Genomic DNA, 16,828 nt, shown 5'->3' with positions numbered 1-16,828 from the left:
CGGCTACGGTTCCACGGCCCGACGCAGACTTCCGCGCCTGGAGGGGAATGAGGCTGCAGCGGTTGCCCGTGCCGGCGGGGGCGGCTTACTGATCGTTTCGGAATGAGGTGCGCAGGCGGCGGAGGCATATGAGGCTGCAGGCCAGCTCGAGCAGGCCCTGGTGGAGATCAGCGCGTCGCTCCTAGCGGGTGCGGAGCCGTTTGAACTGGTGCAGCCAGGCGAAGGCGCGCTCGACCACCCAGCGCACCTTGCCCAGCCCTGAGCCGTGGGCGACACCGCGCCGGGCGATCATGGGCTTGATGCCGCGCTTCCACAGCAGGCGGCGGTACTTGTCGAAGTCGTAGCCCCGGTCGGCGTACAGTCGCCGGGGCTTGCGGCGGGGGCGTCCGCGCAGACCCCGGATCGGTGGGACCGCGTCCGGCAGGGGCAGAAGCTGGGTGACGTCGTGCCGGTTGCCGCCGGTGAGCGTGACGGCGAGCGGGGTTCCGTGACGGTCGACGATCAGATGGTGCTTGGAGCCGGGGCGGCTCCGGTCAACGGGCGAGGGACCGGTGCGATCCCCCCCTAATCCAGTGCGTAAGCAGACGGCCCGGGACCATGCACTGCCCCGGGGTGGCTGCTCGCATAGGACAGCGAATGCCTGGATCCCCCCTGGCCTCAAGGCCTCCTCAAAGAGCGGCATCGCTGTCCGTTGCGGGGCTCGCGGTGATGACGCGGGCGACAGGCTGACGCCTCCGTTTCTCCAGGCCCTTGAGGCCTCTGTCAAGAGCGGCGCAGCCCGGCGCCTCCGTGATCACCGCGAAACTCGCGGGGACTACTCGGACGTTGATCGTCACGGCGCGAGCCCGCTCCAGGGTCGACCTCTTGTTCATCCGCGAGCCCGCGAGCTCTGCAGAAAGATCGAGCCCCTGGAGTGCGCTGGTGTCGCGAACGGCTACTCAGATGGCGGACCAACGAGTCCTTGGATTAGGGCGCCGCGTGACCCGCATGTGCTCGTGACCTGCATAAACGGACGGAACTGGGAGGACAGCTTGACCGTGTTCTGCGGCATCGACTGGGCAGAGCGCCACCACGACGTCGCCCTCGTCGACGAAGCCGGCACTCTGCTCGCCAAGGCCCGTATCACCGACGACGCGGCCGGCTACCACCAGCTTCTGGACCTCCTTGCCGAGCACGGTGACAGCCCAGACGATCCGATACCGGTGGCCATCGAGACCAGCCACGGCCTCCTGGTCGCGAGCCTGCGCACGGGCAGTCGTCAGGTCTTCGCGATCAACCCGCTTGCCGCCGCCCGCTACCGCGACCGCCACGGCGTCAGCCGAAAGAAGTCCGACCCCGGCGACGCCCTGGTCCTGGCGAACATCCTGCGCACCGACATGCACGCCCACCGGCCCCTGCCGGCCGACTCCGAACTCGCCCAGGCGATCACGGTCCTGGCTCGAGCCCAGCAGGACGCCGTCTGGACCCGGCAGCAGGTCGCCAACCAGGTCCGCTCACTCCTGCGCGAGTATTACCCCGCTGCTCTGCTGGCTTTCCAGGGCAAGCAAGGCGGTCTGACCAGGGCTGACGCCCGCGTCATCCTCACTCTGGCGCCGACCCCGGCCAAGGCCGCGAAGCTCACCCTCGCCCAGCTGCGGGCCGTCTTCCGCGCCGAGTACGCCCACCAGCTCCCCGGCGTCGAGGACGTTTTCGGCCACCAGCTCCTGGCCCTGCTCAAGCAGCTGGACGCCACCTGCCAGGCCGCGGACGATCTCGCGGAGGCGGCCACAGCCGCTTTTCACCAGCACGCCGACAGCGAGATCCTGCTCAGCTTCCCGGGCCTGGGGCCCATGCTCGGCGCCCGTGTGCTCGCCGAGCTCGGCGACGACCGGGCACGGTTCACCGACGCCCGGGCGCTGAAGTCGTACGCCGGATCCGCCCCCATCACCCGAGCCTCCGGCAAGAAGCGCTTCGTCGGCCGCCGCTTCGTCAAGAACAACCGCCTCATCAACGCCGGCTTCCTCTGGGCCTTCGCCGCCCTCACCGCATCACCAGGAGCCAACGTCCACTACCGGCGCCGACGCGAGCACGGAGACTGGCACGCCGCCGCACAACGGCACTTGCTGAACCGCTTTCTCGGCCAGCTCCATCACTGCCTCAAGACCCGCCAGCAGTTTGATGAACAGCACGCGTTCGCACCGCTCCTGTCACCACCGACCGAGCAGGCGGCTTGACTTCATAGCCCCCTGAGATGTCTTTCAGGGCCCGGATGTGCGAGCCGTCCACCGCACAGTCGTCGAGATCCAGCAGGCCGACGCGGCGCAACTCGGTCAGCAGGAGGGCATGCAGGCGGGGCCAGACGCCGGCCTCGGTCCAGTCCCGCAGTCGGCGCCAGGCCGTCACCCCGGAGCAGCCAACGATCTCCGCGGGGACATCGCGCCAGGCGACACCGGTCCGCAGCACGTACATGATGCCGGCGAGTGCCACGCGGTCCGGAACACGCAGCCGCCCGGGATTGCGGTGACGTCGTTCGGGAGCAGGGGGCAACAGCGGAGCAATCCGCTGCCACAGGTCGTCGGGCACAAGATCAGCACGCACCCCCGACACACTGCCGACCGAGATCGTCGAGCACAAGACCCGCAGCTCAACTCATTCTGAACGATCAGTAAGTCCGCCCCGCTCGCTTCATGGCCGGCGGCACTGTGCGGCCGCCGCCGACCTGCTTGCGGTTGTCGTTCGGGACCTGTCCCCGAGTGGTGGACACCTCTGACTCCGGTCCCGGCAGGGGACGGGTAGGAGGCGCCTTCTATGGTGATGAAGGTTTACTCGCCCGAGTTCAAGACGGACGTGGTCGCGCTGTACCCGTCGGACCCGAGCCACACCATCGGGGGCATCGGCAGGGATCTGGGCATCAGCCGGGAGACGCTGCGCAACCGGGTGCGGGCCGAGCGGGCCCGTCGCAGTGAAAGCGGCATGACGAACAGCTAGACGAAGGACGTCCTGGTGAGCGAGGTCATCACGGAACAGGAACTGCAGGCCGAGATCGCTGCCCTGCGCGCAGAGGCGAAGGCGGTGCGCAAGGAGAACCCGGAAGCTCGCGGTCGGGCGGGACATCCTGCGCAAGGCGACGTAGTTTTCGCCGCCGAGATGAACTGGTGAACCGCTGCCGTTTCGTCGAGGACCACCACCGCGCCTGGGGCATGAAGCGGTTGCGCCAGGTGCTGGAGGTCTGGAGGTCGCCCGCTCCAGTTTCTACAAGTGGCGGGCCGACGCCGCGCTCGCCGGCCTGCGGCCGCGCAGACGCCAGGTCACCACCGTGCCCGGTCCCTCCGCCACGCCCGTGCCGGACCTGCTGCGGCGCGAACTCACTGCGGACACGCCGAACACCAAGTATGTCGGGGACATCACCTACCTGCTGGCGGGCGACGGCAAGTTCCTGTATCCGGCGACGGTGATCGACTGCTTCTCGCGCCCCCTGGTGGGCTGGTCGATCGCCGACCACATGCGCACCTCGCTGGTCGCCGATGCACTCCATGCGGCCGCCGCGACCTGCGGCAGCCTGGCCGGAGCCGTATTCCACTGTGATCACGGAGCCCAGCACACTTCCGGCGAATTCGCCGGTCCCTACGCCGAGTTGGGGTACGGCAGTCCATGGGTGCGGTCGGCACGAGCGCGGACAACGCGCTCGCCGAGAGCTTCAACGCGGCCCTCAAAGGCGAGACGTTCCGCGGCGCTCGCCGCTTCGATGGGGCCCGCGCCTGCCGCCGGGCCGTCTTCCGATGGACCACCCGCGACAACCGCCGGCGGCACTCGGCAAGCGGACAGCAGGCACCGATCGCCTTCGAACAGCAGCCAGCTACCCCGACACTCGCCACATAATGAACAAAAGGTGTCCACCCCTCGGGGACGCCCCCCGTCCGCCGAGGTGTAGTGCGACTGTGCGCGGCTCATGCGTCGGCTCTCTTCGTGCCTGCCTAAAGATCCCCTGTCACCGCGTCCGCCCGCGCGGTGGCCTCTCGGTAGAGCGGCAACCCCGGCAGGGAGTGCTCCGCAGTCGCTGGGGCGACGCTGTCAAGGACCGGACGCACGGAGAGGTGAAGGCCGGGCGACCCCCGGTCGGGCTCAGATCCAGCCGCGCTCCCGCGCCCGGACCCCCGCCTGGAACCGCGTACCGGCGTCCAGTGTGCGCAGCAGAGCCGCCACCCGCCGCGTCGCCGTGCGGACGCTGACCCCCAGCTGCCGGGCGATCGCCTCGTCCTTGAAGCCGGCGTGCAGCAGACGCACGAGCACCAACTCCTCGTCGGTAGGCCCTTCTTCCACCTCGTCCACCTGATGGGCGAGCAGCGGTTCGGCGCGTTCCCAGTACGCCTCGAACAGCTCGATCAGCCCGTCCAGCAGGCCCGACGGATGCACGAGCACGATGGATTCCTTGCTGCCACCGGTCAGCGGCACCATCGCCACCTTGCGGTCCACGATCCGCGCTTTGAAGGGGAGATGACGCAGCAGCCGCGACTTCTCTCCGAGCGCGGCAAGCCGCAGAACGGTCTCCATCCGGCCGGGCGGATCGATCGACTCCAGGCAGTACACGCCCCGGATGTCCACGCCGCGCTCCACCCACTCGCGGGTGGTCGCCTTCTCCTGCTCGTGGAAGTGCGGCTGACCGACCGCGTCCAGGTACGGCGGCTTGTCCAGCGTCCATAAATGGGTGGTGACGGACCGGTTCACCTCGTCGATCCGCCGGGCGATCACCTTCGGGTCCGAGAGCACTTCCACCAGGGCTTCCGGGTCCGACCTCAACTGATTGGCCCAGTACAGGCGGTGAAGGCCCGACAGTTCCGCCTCCACCTCGCCGTACAGCGTCTCCGCCTCGGACCGACGCCGGTGCAGCAGGGCCGAGAGCGCCGACCGGGGGCTCACCGCCTCCCAGCGGCCCCGGCCCACTCGCCGCACGAGGCCGAGACCGGCCAGCCGCTTCAACGCCTGCCGGGTACGCGCCACTCCGGCGCCCGCGCTCTCCGCGAGATCGCCCACCGTGCACTGCTGTCCCGACAACACCGTCCGGTACACGTTCTCGTCGAACGCGCTCACACCCACGGCTTCCAGCACAGCCGGCCCTCCTTGCCACGCGAGTGGACAGCGCGGGAGGCCCTTGCCTTCGGTGCGGGCCGACCGGTCTTCCCACGCGTGGCGCGTTTGGTCACCACGCCAAAGACGCCATCACGTTATCTGGACAGTCGGTATTTGCACAGCGTTCACTCATCCCGGACCACCCGTCAGTCACCTCTGGTGCCAGGCGGTTCGGAGATTCCCGCCCCCAGCGCACGCCGCAGGCGAGCACCCACGCTCGCCTCTCCGGCGTGCGTGGAAATCCATGAGGAGAGTCCGTGTCACTTCTGCCGCGAAGAACGTCGCGCAACCGGCGAGCCGCCCTCGCCGCCTCGCTCACCACCGCCCTTGCCGCGCTCAGCCTTCCCCTCGCCACGACCGCCACCGCCGCTCCCGTCGCCGCTCCGATCGCCGAATCCGCCACCGGCACCTACCTGGTCACCCTCGCCGACGAGCCTCTGGTCACCTACGACGGCGGGGTCGGCGACCTTGCCGCCACGAAGCCCGCCGAGGGCGGCAAGCTCGATGTCGCATCGGCCGCCGCCAAGCGGTACCGCACCCACCTGACGGACCAGCAGACCCGCGTCGCCAAGAAGGTCGGCGCCACCGTCCGGCAGCACTACGCGGTCACCACCAACACCTTCAGCGCCCGGCTCGACGCCCGCCAACTGGTGCGCCTCGCCCACACCGGGAGCGTCGTGAACATCGCCCCCGACCGTTTCCACCAGGCCACCGACGACCGGAGCTCCACCGACTTCCTCGGACTCTCCGGCCCCAAGGGGCTGTGGAAGGCCCTCGGTGGGACCGCCGAAGCCGGTAAGGGCATCGTCATCGGCGACATCGACACCGGCATCTGGCCGGAGAACCCCTCCTTCGACGCCCCGGCCCTGAGTTCCCGCAAGCCCGGCAAGAAGGACCGCTACCGCCCCTACCGAGTGGGCACGACCACCGTGATGCACAAGGCGGACGGCGGCACCTTCAAGGGCACCTGCCAGACCGGCGACAGCTTCACCGCCGCGGCCTGCAACGAGAAGGTCATCAGCGCCCGCTACTTCGGCGACGCCTGGTTCGACGCCGTTCCGGAGTCCAACCGGGCCGGATACATCTCCCCGCGCGACAGCCAGGGCCACGGCACCCACACGGCGTCCACCGCGGCCGGCAACGCCAACGTCCGCGCCACGGTCGGCGGTGAGGACCTCGCCACCGTCTCCGGCGTGGCCCCCGCAGCCGCCATCGCCGTCTACAAGGCCCTCTGGCAGAGCAAGGACGGCGAGTCGGACGGCGGTCTGACCAGCGACCTCGTCGCCGCCATCGACCAGGCCGTCGCCGACGGCGTGGACGTCATCGACTACTCGCTCGGCGGCATGTTCGAGAGCGCGTACGACAACCCGGCGCAGGTCGCGCTCCGCAACGCCGCCGCGGCCGGAGTCTTCGTCGCCACCGCCGCGGGCAACTCCGGCCCGAAGGCGTCCACCCTCGACAACACCGCGCCCTGGACCACCACGGTCGCCGCCGGCACCATCGCGTCGCACACCGGCACCGTGACCATGGGCAACGGCGCGAGCTACACCGGCATCAGCACCACCGTGCGCCGGCAGGTCGGCCCCGCCCCGCTCGTCCTGGGCTCCGCGGTCCGGGACCCCGATACCGTGGACGTCTACGCGGACTACTGCATGCCGGACTCCCTCGACCCCGCCCGCACGGCCGGGAAGATCGTCGTCTGCGAACGGGGCTACAACTCCCGCCTCGACAAGTCCGCCGAGGTCCGACGGGCCGGCGGCATCGGCGTCGTCCTGGTCAACTCCAGCGACGACAGCACGGACGGCGACCTGCACAGCCTGCCGGTCGTCCACCTCAACACCCCCGGTGCGACCACCGTTCGCACCTACGCCGCCACGGACGGAGCCACCGCCACCCTCACCAAGGGAGGCACCTCGGACGTCTACCCGCAGGTGGCCGGCTTCTCCTCGCGCGGCCCCTCGCTCGTCGGCAACGGCGACCTGCTCAAGCCCGACATCACCGCGCCCGGCGTCACGATCCTCGCGGCCGTGTCCCCGGTCGGCAACAACGGCCACGACTTCGACTACTACTCCGGTACCTCCATGGCCACCCCGCACATCGCCGGCCTGGCGGCGCTCTACCTCTCGGAGCACCCCACTTGGTCCCCGATGAGCATCAAGTCGGCCATGATGACCACCGCCACGCCGACGAAGACCGCGGACGGCAAGAACAGCGACGACGCCTTCGCGCAGGGCGCCGGCGAGGTGGACGCACGGGCCATGCTGCGGCCCGGACTCGTCTACGACTCGGGCGAGCGGGACTGGCTCGCGTACCTCGAAGGCTCCGGCGTGCACACCGGAACCGGAACGAAGGCCATCGACCCGAGCGACCTCAACTACCCGTCCATAGCCATCGGCGACCTCTTCGGCAAGCAGACCGTCACCCGCACCGTCACCGCGACCGCGGCCGGCACCTACCGCGCCCGGGTGGACCTCCCCGGCATCAAGGCCACCGTGAGCCCGTCCGTACTGCACTTCAGCCACCCCGGCCAGAAGCGCACCTTCACCGTCACCCTGGACGTGACCACCGCGCCCGCAGGACGCGCCGACACCGGGTCCCTCACCTGGACCTCCGGCCGCACCACCGTCCGCAGCCCGATCGTCGTCACCCCGCAGATCGTCCGCGCCCCCGCCGAGATCAAGGGATCCGGCTCCAGCGGCTCGACCCAATTCTCGGTCACCCCGGCCACCAGCACCCTGACGGCCACCGCCTACGGACCGGTCTCCTCGCCCGCCACCGAGGGCACCCTGACCACGACGCAGCAGATCTCCTACGACGCCGAGATCCCGTCCGGCACCAGGGCGTCGCAGATCACGGTCCGCTTCGACGCGGCGGAGGACACGCTCACGGGCGTCCTCTGGGGCAGCAAGGTCGGCGGGGTCCTCCAGGACGTCCACACCGCCGACGCCGACAGCGACGGAGCGGTCACCATCACCGTGCCGCATCCCACGGCCGACGCCATCTTCGTGTCCCTGGTCGCGATCGGGGCCGAGAACGAGACCGTCACTCCGTACACCTATCAGGTGAACCACATCACCGCGGACAGCCCCGTCACCGGCAAGGTCACGGTCACGCCCGACCGGGCCCGCGTCACCCCCGGCGTGCCGACCGACCTGACCGCCGCCTGGTCCGGTGTCCCGGCGGACGCCCGGTCCGGCGCCTGGATCGAGTACGGCAACGGGGCGGGCTCCTTCCTGACCCTCAACTGAATCCCGGCACCCGCCGACAGGGGCGGCACGCACACGCGTGCCGCCCCCACACGCGTGCTCCGCACGTGCCGGCCATTCGAACCGCGAAGTGTCGCCCGCTCGCCTGTGCACGATCTCCAGTTCGCCGACGAAGAAGTCGATGACGATGTCCACCTCGTGGTCCAGGCGCTCCTTGATCTCCCAGCGCTGGGTCAGCGGCTCCTCCTCATCGGGCAGCAGCAGCGTGCAGGAGAGCAGCGATTCGCCCAGTTCGGCGAGGAGCGCCTGGAGGACGCCGGACACACCGAGAACTGCCGGATCGACGTCTCCTCGCCTACGCCACGAGCCGTGGACGCACGCTGATCGACCGGGGGTTCTACCTGCCCACCTCCGACGATGGTCCGTCGGGTGGCGACCACCCGCCATGACACGGTCGTCACCCGCTGGGCACTCGACCACCCCGTCCACGACCTGTACGGCACCGAACCGGGTGCCCGTCTCTGGATCGATGCCCCCACCGAGACGGCCGGGCTGCACCCGGACGCTCGGCGGGCCGGCGTTCGAGCTGTTCCGATCCGTGGTGCGGGCCAGACGTCGTCGCCCGGTACACGACTGAGCCCGGCGGCTCCCGTAGCCGTCCGAGCGGGTCACTCACGTGCCGCTGTGAAGGCGTGCGCGAGTTGGACGCGTGAGTGCAGGCCGAGTTTCCGGTAGACGCGGGTGAGGGTCGCCTCGACCGTCTTGACACTGACGGTGAGGGTGGCGGCGATGTCACGGTTGCTCGTTCCGGCGGCGGCGAGTTCGGCGCAGCGTTGTTCGGCAGAGGTGAGACGGGGGTGGGTGTTGCCGCCTGTGGGGGCGGCTTCCAGTCGGCTGAGGGCTTGCGCGGCGTTTTGGGCCCAGGGGTGTGCCTGGTGGGCGGTGAAGAGGTCGGCGGCGCTTTGCGCGGCGGTGCGGGCACTGGCGCGTCGGCGTCCACGTCGTTCGGTGTGGCTCAGCGCCAGCAGGGTCCTGCCGCGTTCGAGGGGAAGGTCGTGGAGGCGGTCGGCCGCGTCGTGGAGGCGCTGGGCCGCGGTGTCGTAGTCGCCGCCGGCGGCGTCGAGGAGTGCCCGGGTGCGTTCGAGTGAAGGGAGGACCGCGTCTCTGCCGAGGCCGGTCGCGGCGCGGCGGGTGTAGTCCAGCAGGCTCTGCGCCTGGTCGAGGTGGCCGAGGGCGACGAGGGTTTCGGCGAGTTCGGGGTGCCAGCGCAGGACGGACGGGTCGTGGACCTGCTGGAGTTCCTCGAGGACCCGCACCTCTTGCAGGGCCTGCAGAGCTTCCTTGGGGCGGCCGGTGACCAGGAGGAGGTGTCCGAGGGCGAAGAGGTTGCGGGAGAGGAAGACCTTGTTGTCGTCCTGCCGGGCGGTGTCGACTCCGCGGCGTGCGTGGACGAGGGCGAGGTCGGTGCGTGAGGCGGTGCCCTCGACGAGGGCGGAGGTGTAGCAGGCCGGCCCGGGCGGCAGGCCCGCTCCGTCGGTCAGTGCTTGGGCGCGGGCGGCGTAGTCGAGGGCTTGGGCGCACCGTCCGGCGCGGATCTCCACCTCGGCGAGGCTGCGCAGGATGTCCACGGTGCCCTCGGCGTCCCCGGCCCGCCGGGCTTGGACGAGCAGGGGCAGCAGGAGGGTTCGGGCATCGGTCAGGCGGTCGTCGAAGAGCGCGTGGCGGGCGGCGAGGTGCTCCGGGGTGGTGTTGGCAGTGACGGCCGTGGTGCGGGGCAGGGACAGGGCTCGGTCGAGCGTGGCATCGGCCCCGGGTCTGCCGAGGATGCGTTGGAGGCGCGCCTGCATCGTCAGGGCGAGGGCGGTGGTGGTGGTGACACCGGCGGCCTGGGCGAGAGTGGCGGCCTGGGCGGCCAGGGCATGAGCCTGTTGGGGAGCGCCTTCGTTGACGTTGGCCCGGACGGCTTGACGGAGCAGGATCTGGGCGATCAGGTCTGGCCGGCCGGCCGCCTCGTGGACCGCTTCGGCGAACAGTTCGTCCGCGCCGTTCAGGCGTTGTCCGCTCGCGTCGAGCAGGGTCAGGAGGGCGCTGACGCGTTGGGCGGGACTGCTGTGCTGTTCCAGGACGAGGCGGGTGGCGGCCCGGCTGCGGGAGAGGTCGCCGCAGTGCGCGGCGTCGCGTACCGCGGTCAGTGCCCGCTCGGTGAGCAGCCCGGTGTCGTCGCGCGGGGTGCGTTCGGCGGCGAGGAGGGAGAGTTCGGCGGCCAGAAGGTGTTCGCCGCGCAGCCTGGCACGGTCGGCGGCGCGTGTGGTGTGCCGGGCCGTACGAGGGTCGGCGGTGTCGGCCGCCAGCGCGGTGTGCCGGTCGCGGCGGACGCTGTCACGGCTGGCGTCGGCCAGGCGCGCGTGCAGGAGGCGGCGTGTGGTGCCCGGCAGCCGGGTCGTGAGTTCCGTGCCGATCGCGGAGGCGGTGAACCGCACGCTCCCGTCCGCCCGCCCGACGTCGACCAGCTCTGCCGCCTCGGCCTGGGCCAGGAGGGTCTCGGCCGCCGGACCGGCGAGGCGGCCGAGCAGCTCGAGGTCGGGCCGGTCGTCCAGTGCGGCGAACGTCAGCAGTTCCTGTACCTGGGCCGGTACCTCGTCCAGCCACTCGCCCACCAGTCGGCGGGCCGTCGGCGGCAGGGCCGACTCGCTTTCACCGTCCCGGTCCGGGAGCGGGCGCGAGGCGTCGGCCAGCGCGAGGGCGAGGGCCGGGTTCCCGCCGCTGCACGCGTGGATCCGCGCGGTCTCGCGAGGGGGCAGCCGGTAGGGCGACAGCAGAACCGTGAGCTGGCCGGCCGTCAAAGCCGGAACACGCACCGTGTACGCGTCCTCGCCGCACCAGTGGCCTCCGGCCTCCGGGCGCCAGGTGCGCTCGGCGGCGATGACGGGAAGGTCCGGGGTCAGGCGCAGGGCCCAGCCCAGGACGGCCGCGCTGGCCGGGTCCAGCCACTGGGCGTTGTCCACCACCAGCGTCATGGGTGGTGCCTCCCGCAGCAGGGCGGCGGTCTGCCGGCGCAGCCGCAGGGCCGAAAGGGAACGGTCCGGGGAGCCCGGCCGGTCGGCTGCCTCGTCCAGTCGCGCCGTCAGCTCTCGTGCGGCGGGCAGTGCTTGGAGCGCCAGCGCGAGTTCGAGCAGCCCGGTGTACGGGATCCCGGTGTCCTGTGGGCCCGGCGCCAACCGCAGGACCGGCAGGCCCGACCGCCGTCCCAGGACGCCGGCTGCCGTGGTCTTGCCGCTTCCGGGCGGTCCGAACAGGACCACCCGGCGGGTGCCGTTCACATCTTCCGGCACCACCGGCAGCACGGGAACGTCCTCGTGGGACGCGCTCATCCACATCGCAGAGTCTGGCATCGGGCCATGGTGCGTCCACCGGGCCTCCCCGTCCAGATCAAGGGGTTGCCCCGATGTCGGCCACCCCCCGCGTCCTTAGCCTCATGGCCACAGCCGAGCCAACTGCCGCCGAATACTCCCCGCACCCCAGATGACGTTCCGCGGCACTCCCCAACAAGGCTTGGCGGAAGGATTGCGATGAACCGCAAGAACGCCCTGGCAGCCGCTGTCGCGGCAGCCCTCGCCCTGGGCTCCGTGGCCGTGGCGACCACTCAGTCCACCGCCGCCACCCCCCAGTCCACCACGGCCGCCGGCGCCTCCGCCGCCCGGCCCGGCGCCGGCTTCCGGGCGATGACGGCCGACGCACGCGGCGAGGCGATACGCACGGCAGGCCGGAACGCGGCCGCCACCGCCCGCGCGCTCGGCCTGGGCCCCGACGAGCGCCTGGTGGCCAAGGACGTCATGATCGACGCCGACGGTGCCCGGCACGTGCGCTACGACCGCACCTACAGAGGCCTGTCCGTCATCGGTGGCGACCTGGTGGTGCACCTCGCCAAGAACGGCAGGATCACCGGCTCGGACCTGGCGCACCAGGGCGCGATCCGGATATCCGGCACCACGCCGAAGCTGACGGCGACCGATGCCTCGGCTGCGGCCGTGCGGCACGCCAAGCACGTGAGGCACGCGAAGGCCGGCGGCAAGGACAGCACCCTGGTGGTGTACGCGGTCGGCAAGGTGCCCGTCCTCGCCTACCGTTCGACCGTCACCGGCGCGGGCGAGAACGGCCCGGCCTCGCGGCAGGCGGTGATCGTCGACGCGTCCAGCGGCGCCCCGCTGGACCAGTACGAGCTGCACCAGAACATCACGGGCACCGGCAACGGTGTCACCGTCGGCCAGGTCTCCATCGAGACCGCCCAGTCCGGCAGCGGCTACACCCTCACCGACGCGGCGCACGGCGGCACCGTCGTCTACGACTCGTACAACAGCCCGCAGTCGAACCCGAGGCAGAACGCCCGGCCCTTCTCCAAGGCCACGAACTCCTGGGGCAACGGCACCAACTCCAGTCGCGAGAGCGCCGCCGTGGACGCCTCCTACGGCCTGGCGAAGACCTGGGACTACTACAAGAGCGCCTTCAACCGCTCCGGCATCCGCAACGACGGCCGCGGCGCCCCCGCCTACGTCCACGTCGACAACAGCCTGCTGAACGCCTTCTACGACGACAACTGCTTCTGCATGTACTTCGGCGACGGCTCCTCGCAGAACGGCAACACCCCGGTCACCGCGGTGGACGTGGCCGGCCACGAGATGAGCCACGGCGTCACCGCCGCCACCGCCAACCTCACCTACTCCGGCGAGTCCGGTGGCCTCAACGAGGCCACCAGCGACATCTTCGGCACCATGGTCGAGTTCTACGCCAACAACAGCAGCGACCCGGGCGACTACTACATCGGCGAGAAGCTCAACATGACCGGCGGTTACATGCGCCGGATGGACAACCCCTCCGCCGACGGCAGGTCGCTGTCCTGCTGGAACTCGAATGCCGGCTCGGTGGACGTGCACCTCTCCTCCGGCATCGGCAACCACTTCTTCTACCTGGCGGCCGAGGGCACCGGGGCGAAGACCATCGGCGGACGTTCGCACAACGGGACCACCTGCAACAACGACACCTTCGCGGGCATCGGCAAGGAGAAGGCCGCAGCGGTCTGGTACCGGGCGCTGTCCACCTACATGACCTCCACCACCAACTATGCCGGTGCCCGTACCGCCACCCTGCAGGCCGCCGCCGACCTGTACGGCACCAACTCCCAGGAGCGGTACCTCATCTCCAAGGCCGGGGCCGCCGTCAGCGTCGGCACCGCCCTGCCCGACCCCGGCACCCCCACCCCCGATCCGACCGATCCCCCCAGCGGGAACGCACTGACCAACGGCAGCTTCGAGCAGGGCACCAGCGGCTGGACCCAGAGCGACGACATCATCACCAACTCGTCCCTGCAGGCCGCACGTGACGGGTCCTGGTACGCCTGGATGATGGGCTACGGCACCAACGCCGTCGAGTCCCTGTCCCAGTCGAACATCGCGGTGCCCTCCACCGGCGCCCCGAGGCTCACCTTCTGGCTGAAGGTCACCACCCAGGAGTCCGGCTCCGCGGCCTACGACACCCTCAAGGTCAACGTCAACGGCACCACCCTGGCCACCTACTCCAACGCCAACGCGAGCGCGGGATACGTCCAGAAGACCGTCGACCTGTCCGCCTACAAGGGCGAGACGGTGAAACTGGAGTTCGCCGGCACCGAAGACACCTACCTGTCGACCGTCTTCCTGGTCGACGACATCGCCATCGGCTGACCGAGCCCGCTCAGCGATGCTCCCGCGGCCTGACGCCCTGCTCGGGCGCTCCGGCCGCGGGAGCCGCCGCACGCGTGCGCAGCCGGTGAAAGCGGCCCGCTTTTTACTCCGCGGGTTTCGCGATGTGTTCAACCGCCGTCCACTTTTCTGCTGTGGGCATGACAAGAATGTCCGCGAGGGTCTTCTCTATCGGGACAAACTCCCTCATACAAGGAAGAAACGTGACCATACGTCTGGCATCCCGCGCCTCCGCGCTCGCTCTCTGCACGGCACTGGCGACCTCCTTCGCCCTCCCGGCCCAGGCCGCCGGAATCGACACCGTCTTGCCGAAGGCCGAGACCGCGCCGCTGTTCGACGACGAGGCCGGCGGCAACGCCAACGCGGACGACCCGGCGATCTGGCGCAACGCCGCCGACCCGGGCCGCAGCCTGGTGATCGCCACCGCCAAGCAGGGCGGTCTGCGGGCCTACGACCTGGACGCGCGCCAGGTGCAGTCGATCCCCGCCCCGGCCGGACCGAGCGCCGACGACAAGCCAGGCCGCTTCAACAACGTCGACCTGGTGCAGGGCCTGCGCCTGGGCGGCGTCCGCACGGACGTCGCGGTGGTCAGCGACCGCGGCAACGACCGGCTGCGGATCTACCGCATCGACCCGGACAAGCCCGGCGGCCCGCTCACCGACGTCACCGACCCGGGGGCGCGGCCCGTGTTCTCCGCCGACCAGGCCGAGATCAACAAGCAGAAGACCGCGTACGGCCTGGCCACCTGGACCGACCACGCCACCGGCCGTTCCTACGCCCTGGTCAGCCAGCGCAACCGCACCCGGATCGCCCTGCTGGAACTACTCCCCACCGCGGCCGGCACCGTCGACTACCGCCAGGTCCGCACCCTGGACCTGCCCTCCTCCTTCCGACTGCCCAACAGCACCTCCTGGACGCCCTGCGCCGAGCCCGGCGAACTGCCCCAGGTCGAGGGCATGGTCGTCGACCCCGCGGACGGCACCCTGTACGCGGGGCAGGAGGACGTCGGCATCTGGCGCATCGACGCCGGCCTGACCGGCACGCCGCTCCTGATCGACAAGGTCCGCGGGTACGGCGTCCCGGGCACGTACGACGAGCAGACCGAGGAATGCACGCCCGGCGCCGACCCCGGCTTCGGCGGCAAGCACCTGACGGCCGACGTCGAGGGCCTGACCCTGGTCAACGAGCCGGACAGCGACGGCTACCTGCTCGCCTCCAGCCAGGGCGACAACACCTTCGTCGCCTACGACCGCGAGCGCGACGAGGACAACGAGTACGAGAACGCCTTCCGCATCGCCGCGGCCTCCACCACCCTCGACGGTTCCGAGGTCTGCGACGGCGCCGCCGCCCTCAACGCCCCGCTCGGCACGCGCTACCCCAACGGCCTCCTCGTCGTCCAGGACGGCGAGGAGACGCCCGGCGACGGCGACCGCGAGGCCACCGGCTTCAAGTTCGTCGACCTCGGCGAGGTCGTCGACACCATCGACTGACGAGTGAACGCCGCGGGCGGTCTTCGAAGAGGAGGGCCGACCGTCCCTGGATCCAGGGCGTTCGCGGTATGACCCTGAGGTGGTGGCGAATCATGAAAGGGGCGGTCGCGTTGTCCCGGGGACTGGGCTCGCAACTTGCCTCGGTGGAGTTCACGCGACTGTTCCCTGCGGTCGAAGTCACGGTCTCAGAAGCACGCCTGGCCGGGCGAGGGCGTGCATCCACCGACGGCATCCTTGAAGATCCCGTTGTGTGGCCTGCGCGATGATCGCTGCTGGTGGACCTGATTCGGTACCCGGCCGGCCCCAGGATGTGGGGCCGGCCGTGGGGTGCCGGGGATGCCCGCGCACCTGTCATCTGGTCGGAGTCCGCGCCATAGGGGTTGGCCGGTGCGAGCCTCCTGCCGGGGGTCGCCCGGACATCATGACGATGTCAGGACGGCGGTCCCTAGGCGACAGGCCGGGCATCATGACGCACGTGTTGAGCGTGGTTCACTCGATCTTCAATGAGCAATGGAGCTTTCAGCGCGCGACTTGTGCGTGGCGCGCATGATTCGGGGAGTTGGCCGTGGACACGATCGATCGCCACATACTGAACATCCTCCGCAAGGACGGCCGAGCGCCCGTGTCGGAGATCGCACGTGCTGTGGGACTTTCAGCCGCTCCGTGCGCTCGCCGTATAGAGCGCATGGAGAGGGCGGGTGTGATCCGCGGCTACACCGCGGTCATCGAGGACAGCCGGGCGGGCATGCTTCAGGCGTTCATCGAGATCCGCCTGCTCGGCGCGACCGACAGTGACGAGATCCAGGGCATCTCCGAGAGCATCCCGGAGATCGAGGAGAGCCACAGCATCGCCGGCACCTCCGACGCCCTGCTCAAGCTCCGGATCCGGGACGTGAACCACCTTCAGCAGGTGATCAGCGCCGTACGCCGGACCGGCAAGGTGGAGGGCACCAAGACCTTCATCATCATGAACACCTGGACCCGCGCGACAGAGCAAGCTGGCACCCCGTAACCCCGAAACGGCATCCTGCCCGAGGCTCGGGGGCCATCCGCCTGCCGACGGCAGGCTTGTACAGCCGGACAGGGTTCCGTCGCCCCGCCTCGGGGGTCCGGGACACGCCGCTGAACAGCCCGGACAGCCGACGAGTGTTCGGGACAGCCGATCGCTGTTGTCTCGTCCGTCCTCACCGAGCACCGTACTTCGGGAGCAGGTGGAGAGTAATTGTCAAGACCTGTGGATCGGTGGCCATGAGTGGGGTCTGACTTTGGTGTCGTTGTGACCGCGCAGGCG

General features: G+C 70.3%; 10 protein-coding genes and 4 pseudogenes. 9 read left to right on the top strand and 5 right to left on the bottom strand.

Annotated elements, in window-relative coordinates; translation table 11 throughout:
• Window positions 1-85 precede the first annotated feature (85 nt).
• Window positions 86-562, bottom strand: a pseudogene (locus tag IE251_RS05195) (IS5 family transposase); the annotation flags it as partial.
• Window positions 563-1,031: 469 nt separating this feature from the next.
• Between IE251_RS05195 and IE251_RS05190 the strand changes: the two are divergent.
• Window positions 1,032-2,213, top strand: a complete 1,182-nt coding sequence (locus IE251_RS05190; protein ID WP_234470172.1) for an IS110 family RNA-guided transposase — start codon at window positions 1,032-1,034, stop codon at window positions 2,211-2,213.
• Between the two features lie 22 nt (window positions 2,214-2,235).
• On the opposite strand, the pseudogene IE251_RS05185 reads toward IE251_RS05190, so the two are convergent.
• Window positions 2,236-2,577, bottom strand: a pseudogene (locus IE251_RS05185) (transposase); the annotation flags it as partial.
• 210 nt (window positions 2,578-2,787) lie between these two features.
• On the opposite strand from IE251_RS05185, the gene IE251_RS42295 reads away from it, so the two are divergent.
• From IE251_RS42295 to IE251_RS42280, 4 genes and pseudogenes are all read left to right on the top strand, one after another.
• The gene (locus IE251_RS42295; protein WP_434095171.1) at window positions 2,788-2,967 is read left to right on the top strand and encodes a transposase; all 180 of its coding nucleotides are present in this window, start codon (window positions 2,788-2,790) and stop codon (window positions 2,965-2,967) included.
• 15 nt (window positions 2,968-2,982) lie between these two features.
• Window positions 2,983-3,138 (top strand): hypothetical protein, encoded by a 156-nt coding sequence (locus IE251_RS42290; protein ID WP_434095172.1) that lies wholly within the window; start codon window positions 2,983-2,985, stop codon window positions 3,136-3,138.
• A gap of 157 nt (window positions 3,139-3,295) precedes the next feature.
• Window positions 3,296-3,586 (top strand): annotated as a pseudogene (locus tag IE251_RS42285) (DDE-type integrase/transposase/recombinase); the annotation flags it as partial.
• Window positions 3,587-3,591: 5 nt separating this feature from the next.
• On the top strand, window positions 3,592-3,858 hold the full coding sequence (locus tag IE251_RS42280) for an integrase core domain-containing protein (RefSeq protein WP_434095174.1): 267 nt from the start codon (window positions 3,592-3,594) through the stop codon (window positions 3,856-3,858).
• 243 nt (window positions 3,859-4,101) lie between these two features.
• Here IE251_RS42280 and IE251_RS05175 read toward each other — a convergent pair whose 3' ends face one another.
• Entirely contained in the window at window positions 4,102-5,085 is a 984-nt protein-coding gene (locus tag IE251_RS05175) for a transcriptional regulator (RefSeq protein ID WP_189751667.1), read from the bottom strand.
• A 278-nt stretch (window positions 5,086-5,363) separates the two neighbouring features.
• On the opposite strand from IE251_RS05175, the gene IE251_RS05170 reads away from it, so the two are divergent.
• Window positions 5,364-8,354, top strand: a complete 2,991-nt coding sequence (locus IE251_RS05170) for a S8 family serine peptidase (protein WP_229896604.1) — start codon at window positions 5,364-5,366, stop codon at window positions 8,352-8,354.
• 75 nt (window positions 8,355-8,429) lie between these two features.
• Here IE251_RS05170 and IE251_RS40790 read toward each other — a convergent pair.
• A pseudogene (locus tag IE251_RS40790) lies at window positions 8,430-8,627 on the bottom strand (L-threonylcarbamoyladenylate synthase); the annotation flags it as partial.
• A 353-nt stretch (window positions 8,628-8,980) separates the two neighbouring features.
• Window positions 8,981-11,704, bottom strand: coding sequence for a helix-turn-helix transcriptional regulator (locus IE251_RS05160; protein ID WP_189751665.1), 2,724 nt, complete (start codon window positions 11,702-11,704; stop codon window positions 8,981-8,983).
• A gap of 177 nt (window positions 11,705-11,881) precedes the next feature.
• Here IE251_RS05160 and IE251_RS05155 point away from each other — a divergent pair, with 177 nt between their 5' ends.
• The 3 genes from IE251_RS05155 (at window position 11,882) to IE251_RS05145 (ending at window position 16,549) form a co-directional block, all read left to right on the top strand.
• Window positions 11,882-14,029 (top strand): M4 family metallopeptidase, encoded by a 2,148-nt coding sequence (locus tag IE251_RS05155; protein WP_189751664.1) that lies wholly within the window; start codon window positions 11,882-11,884, stop codon window positions 14,027-14,029.
• Window positions 14,030-14,250: 221 nt separating this feature from the next.
• Complete coding sequence (locus IE251_RS05150; protein WP_189751663.1) at window positions 14,251-15,537, top strand: phytase; 1,287 nt, start codon at window positions 14,251-14,253, stop codon at window positions 15,535-15,537.
• Window positions 15,538-16,102: 565 nt separating this feature from the next.
• A complete protein-coding gene (locus IE251_RS05145; protein ID WP_268253312.1) occupies window positions 16,103-16,549 on the top strand; it encodes an Lrp/AsnC family transcriptional regulator in 447 nt (148 codons plus the stop codon).
• The last annotated feature ends 279 nt before the right edge of the window (window positions 16,550-16,828 follow it).

The sequence above is a fragment of the Streptomyces eurythermus genome (assembly GCF_014649115.1).
GTDB classification, from domain to species: Bacteria; Actinomycetota; Actinomycetes; order Streptomycetales; family Streptomycetaceae; genus Streptomyces; species Streptomyces eurythermus.
Note: the sequence above shows the minus strand (reverse complement) of the source record. Positions and strands in the feature narration are given on the sequence as shown.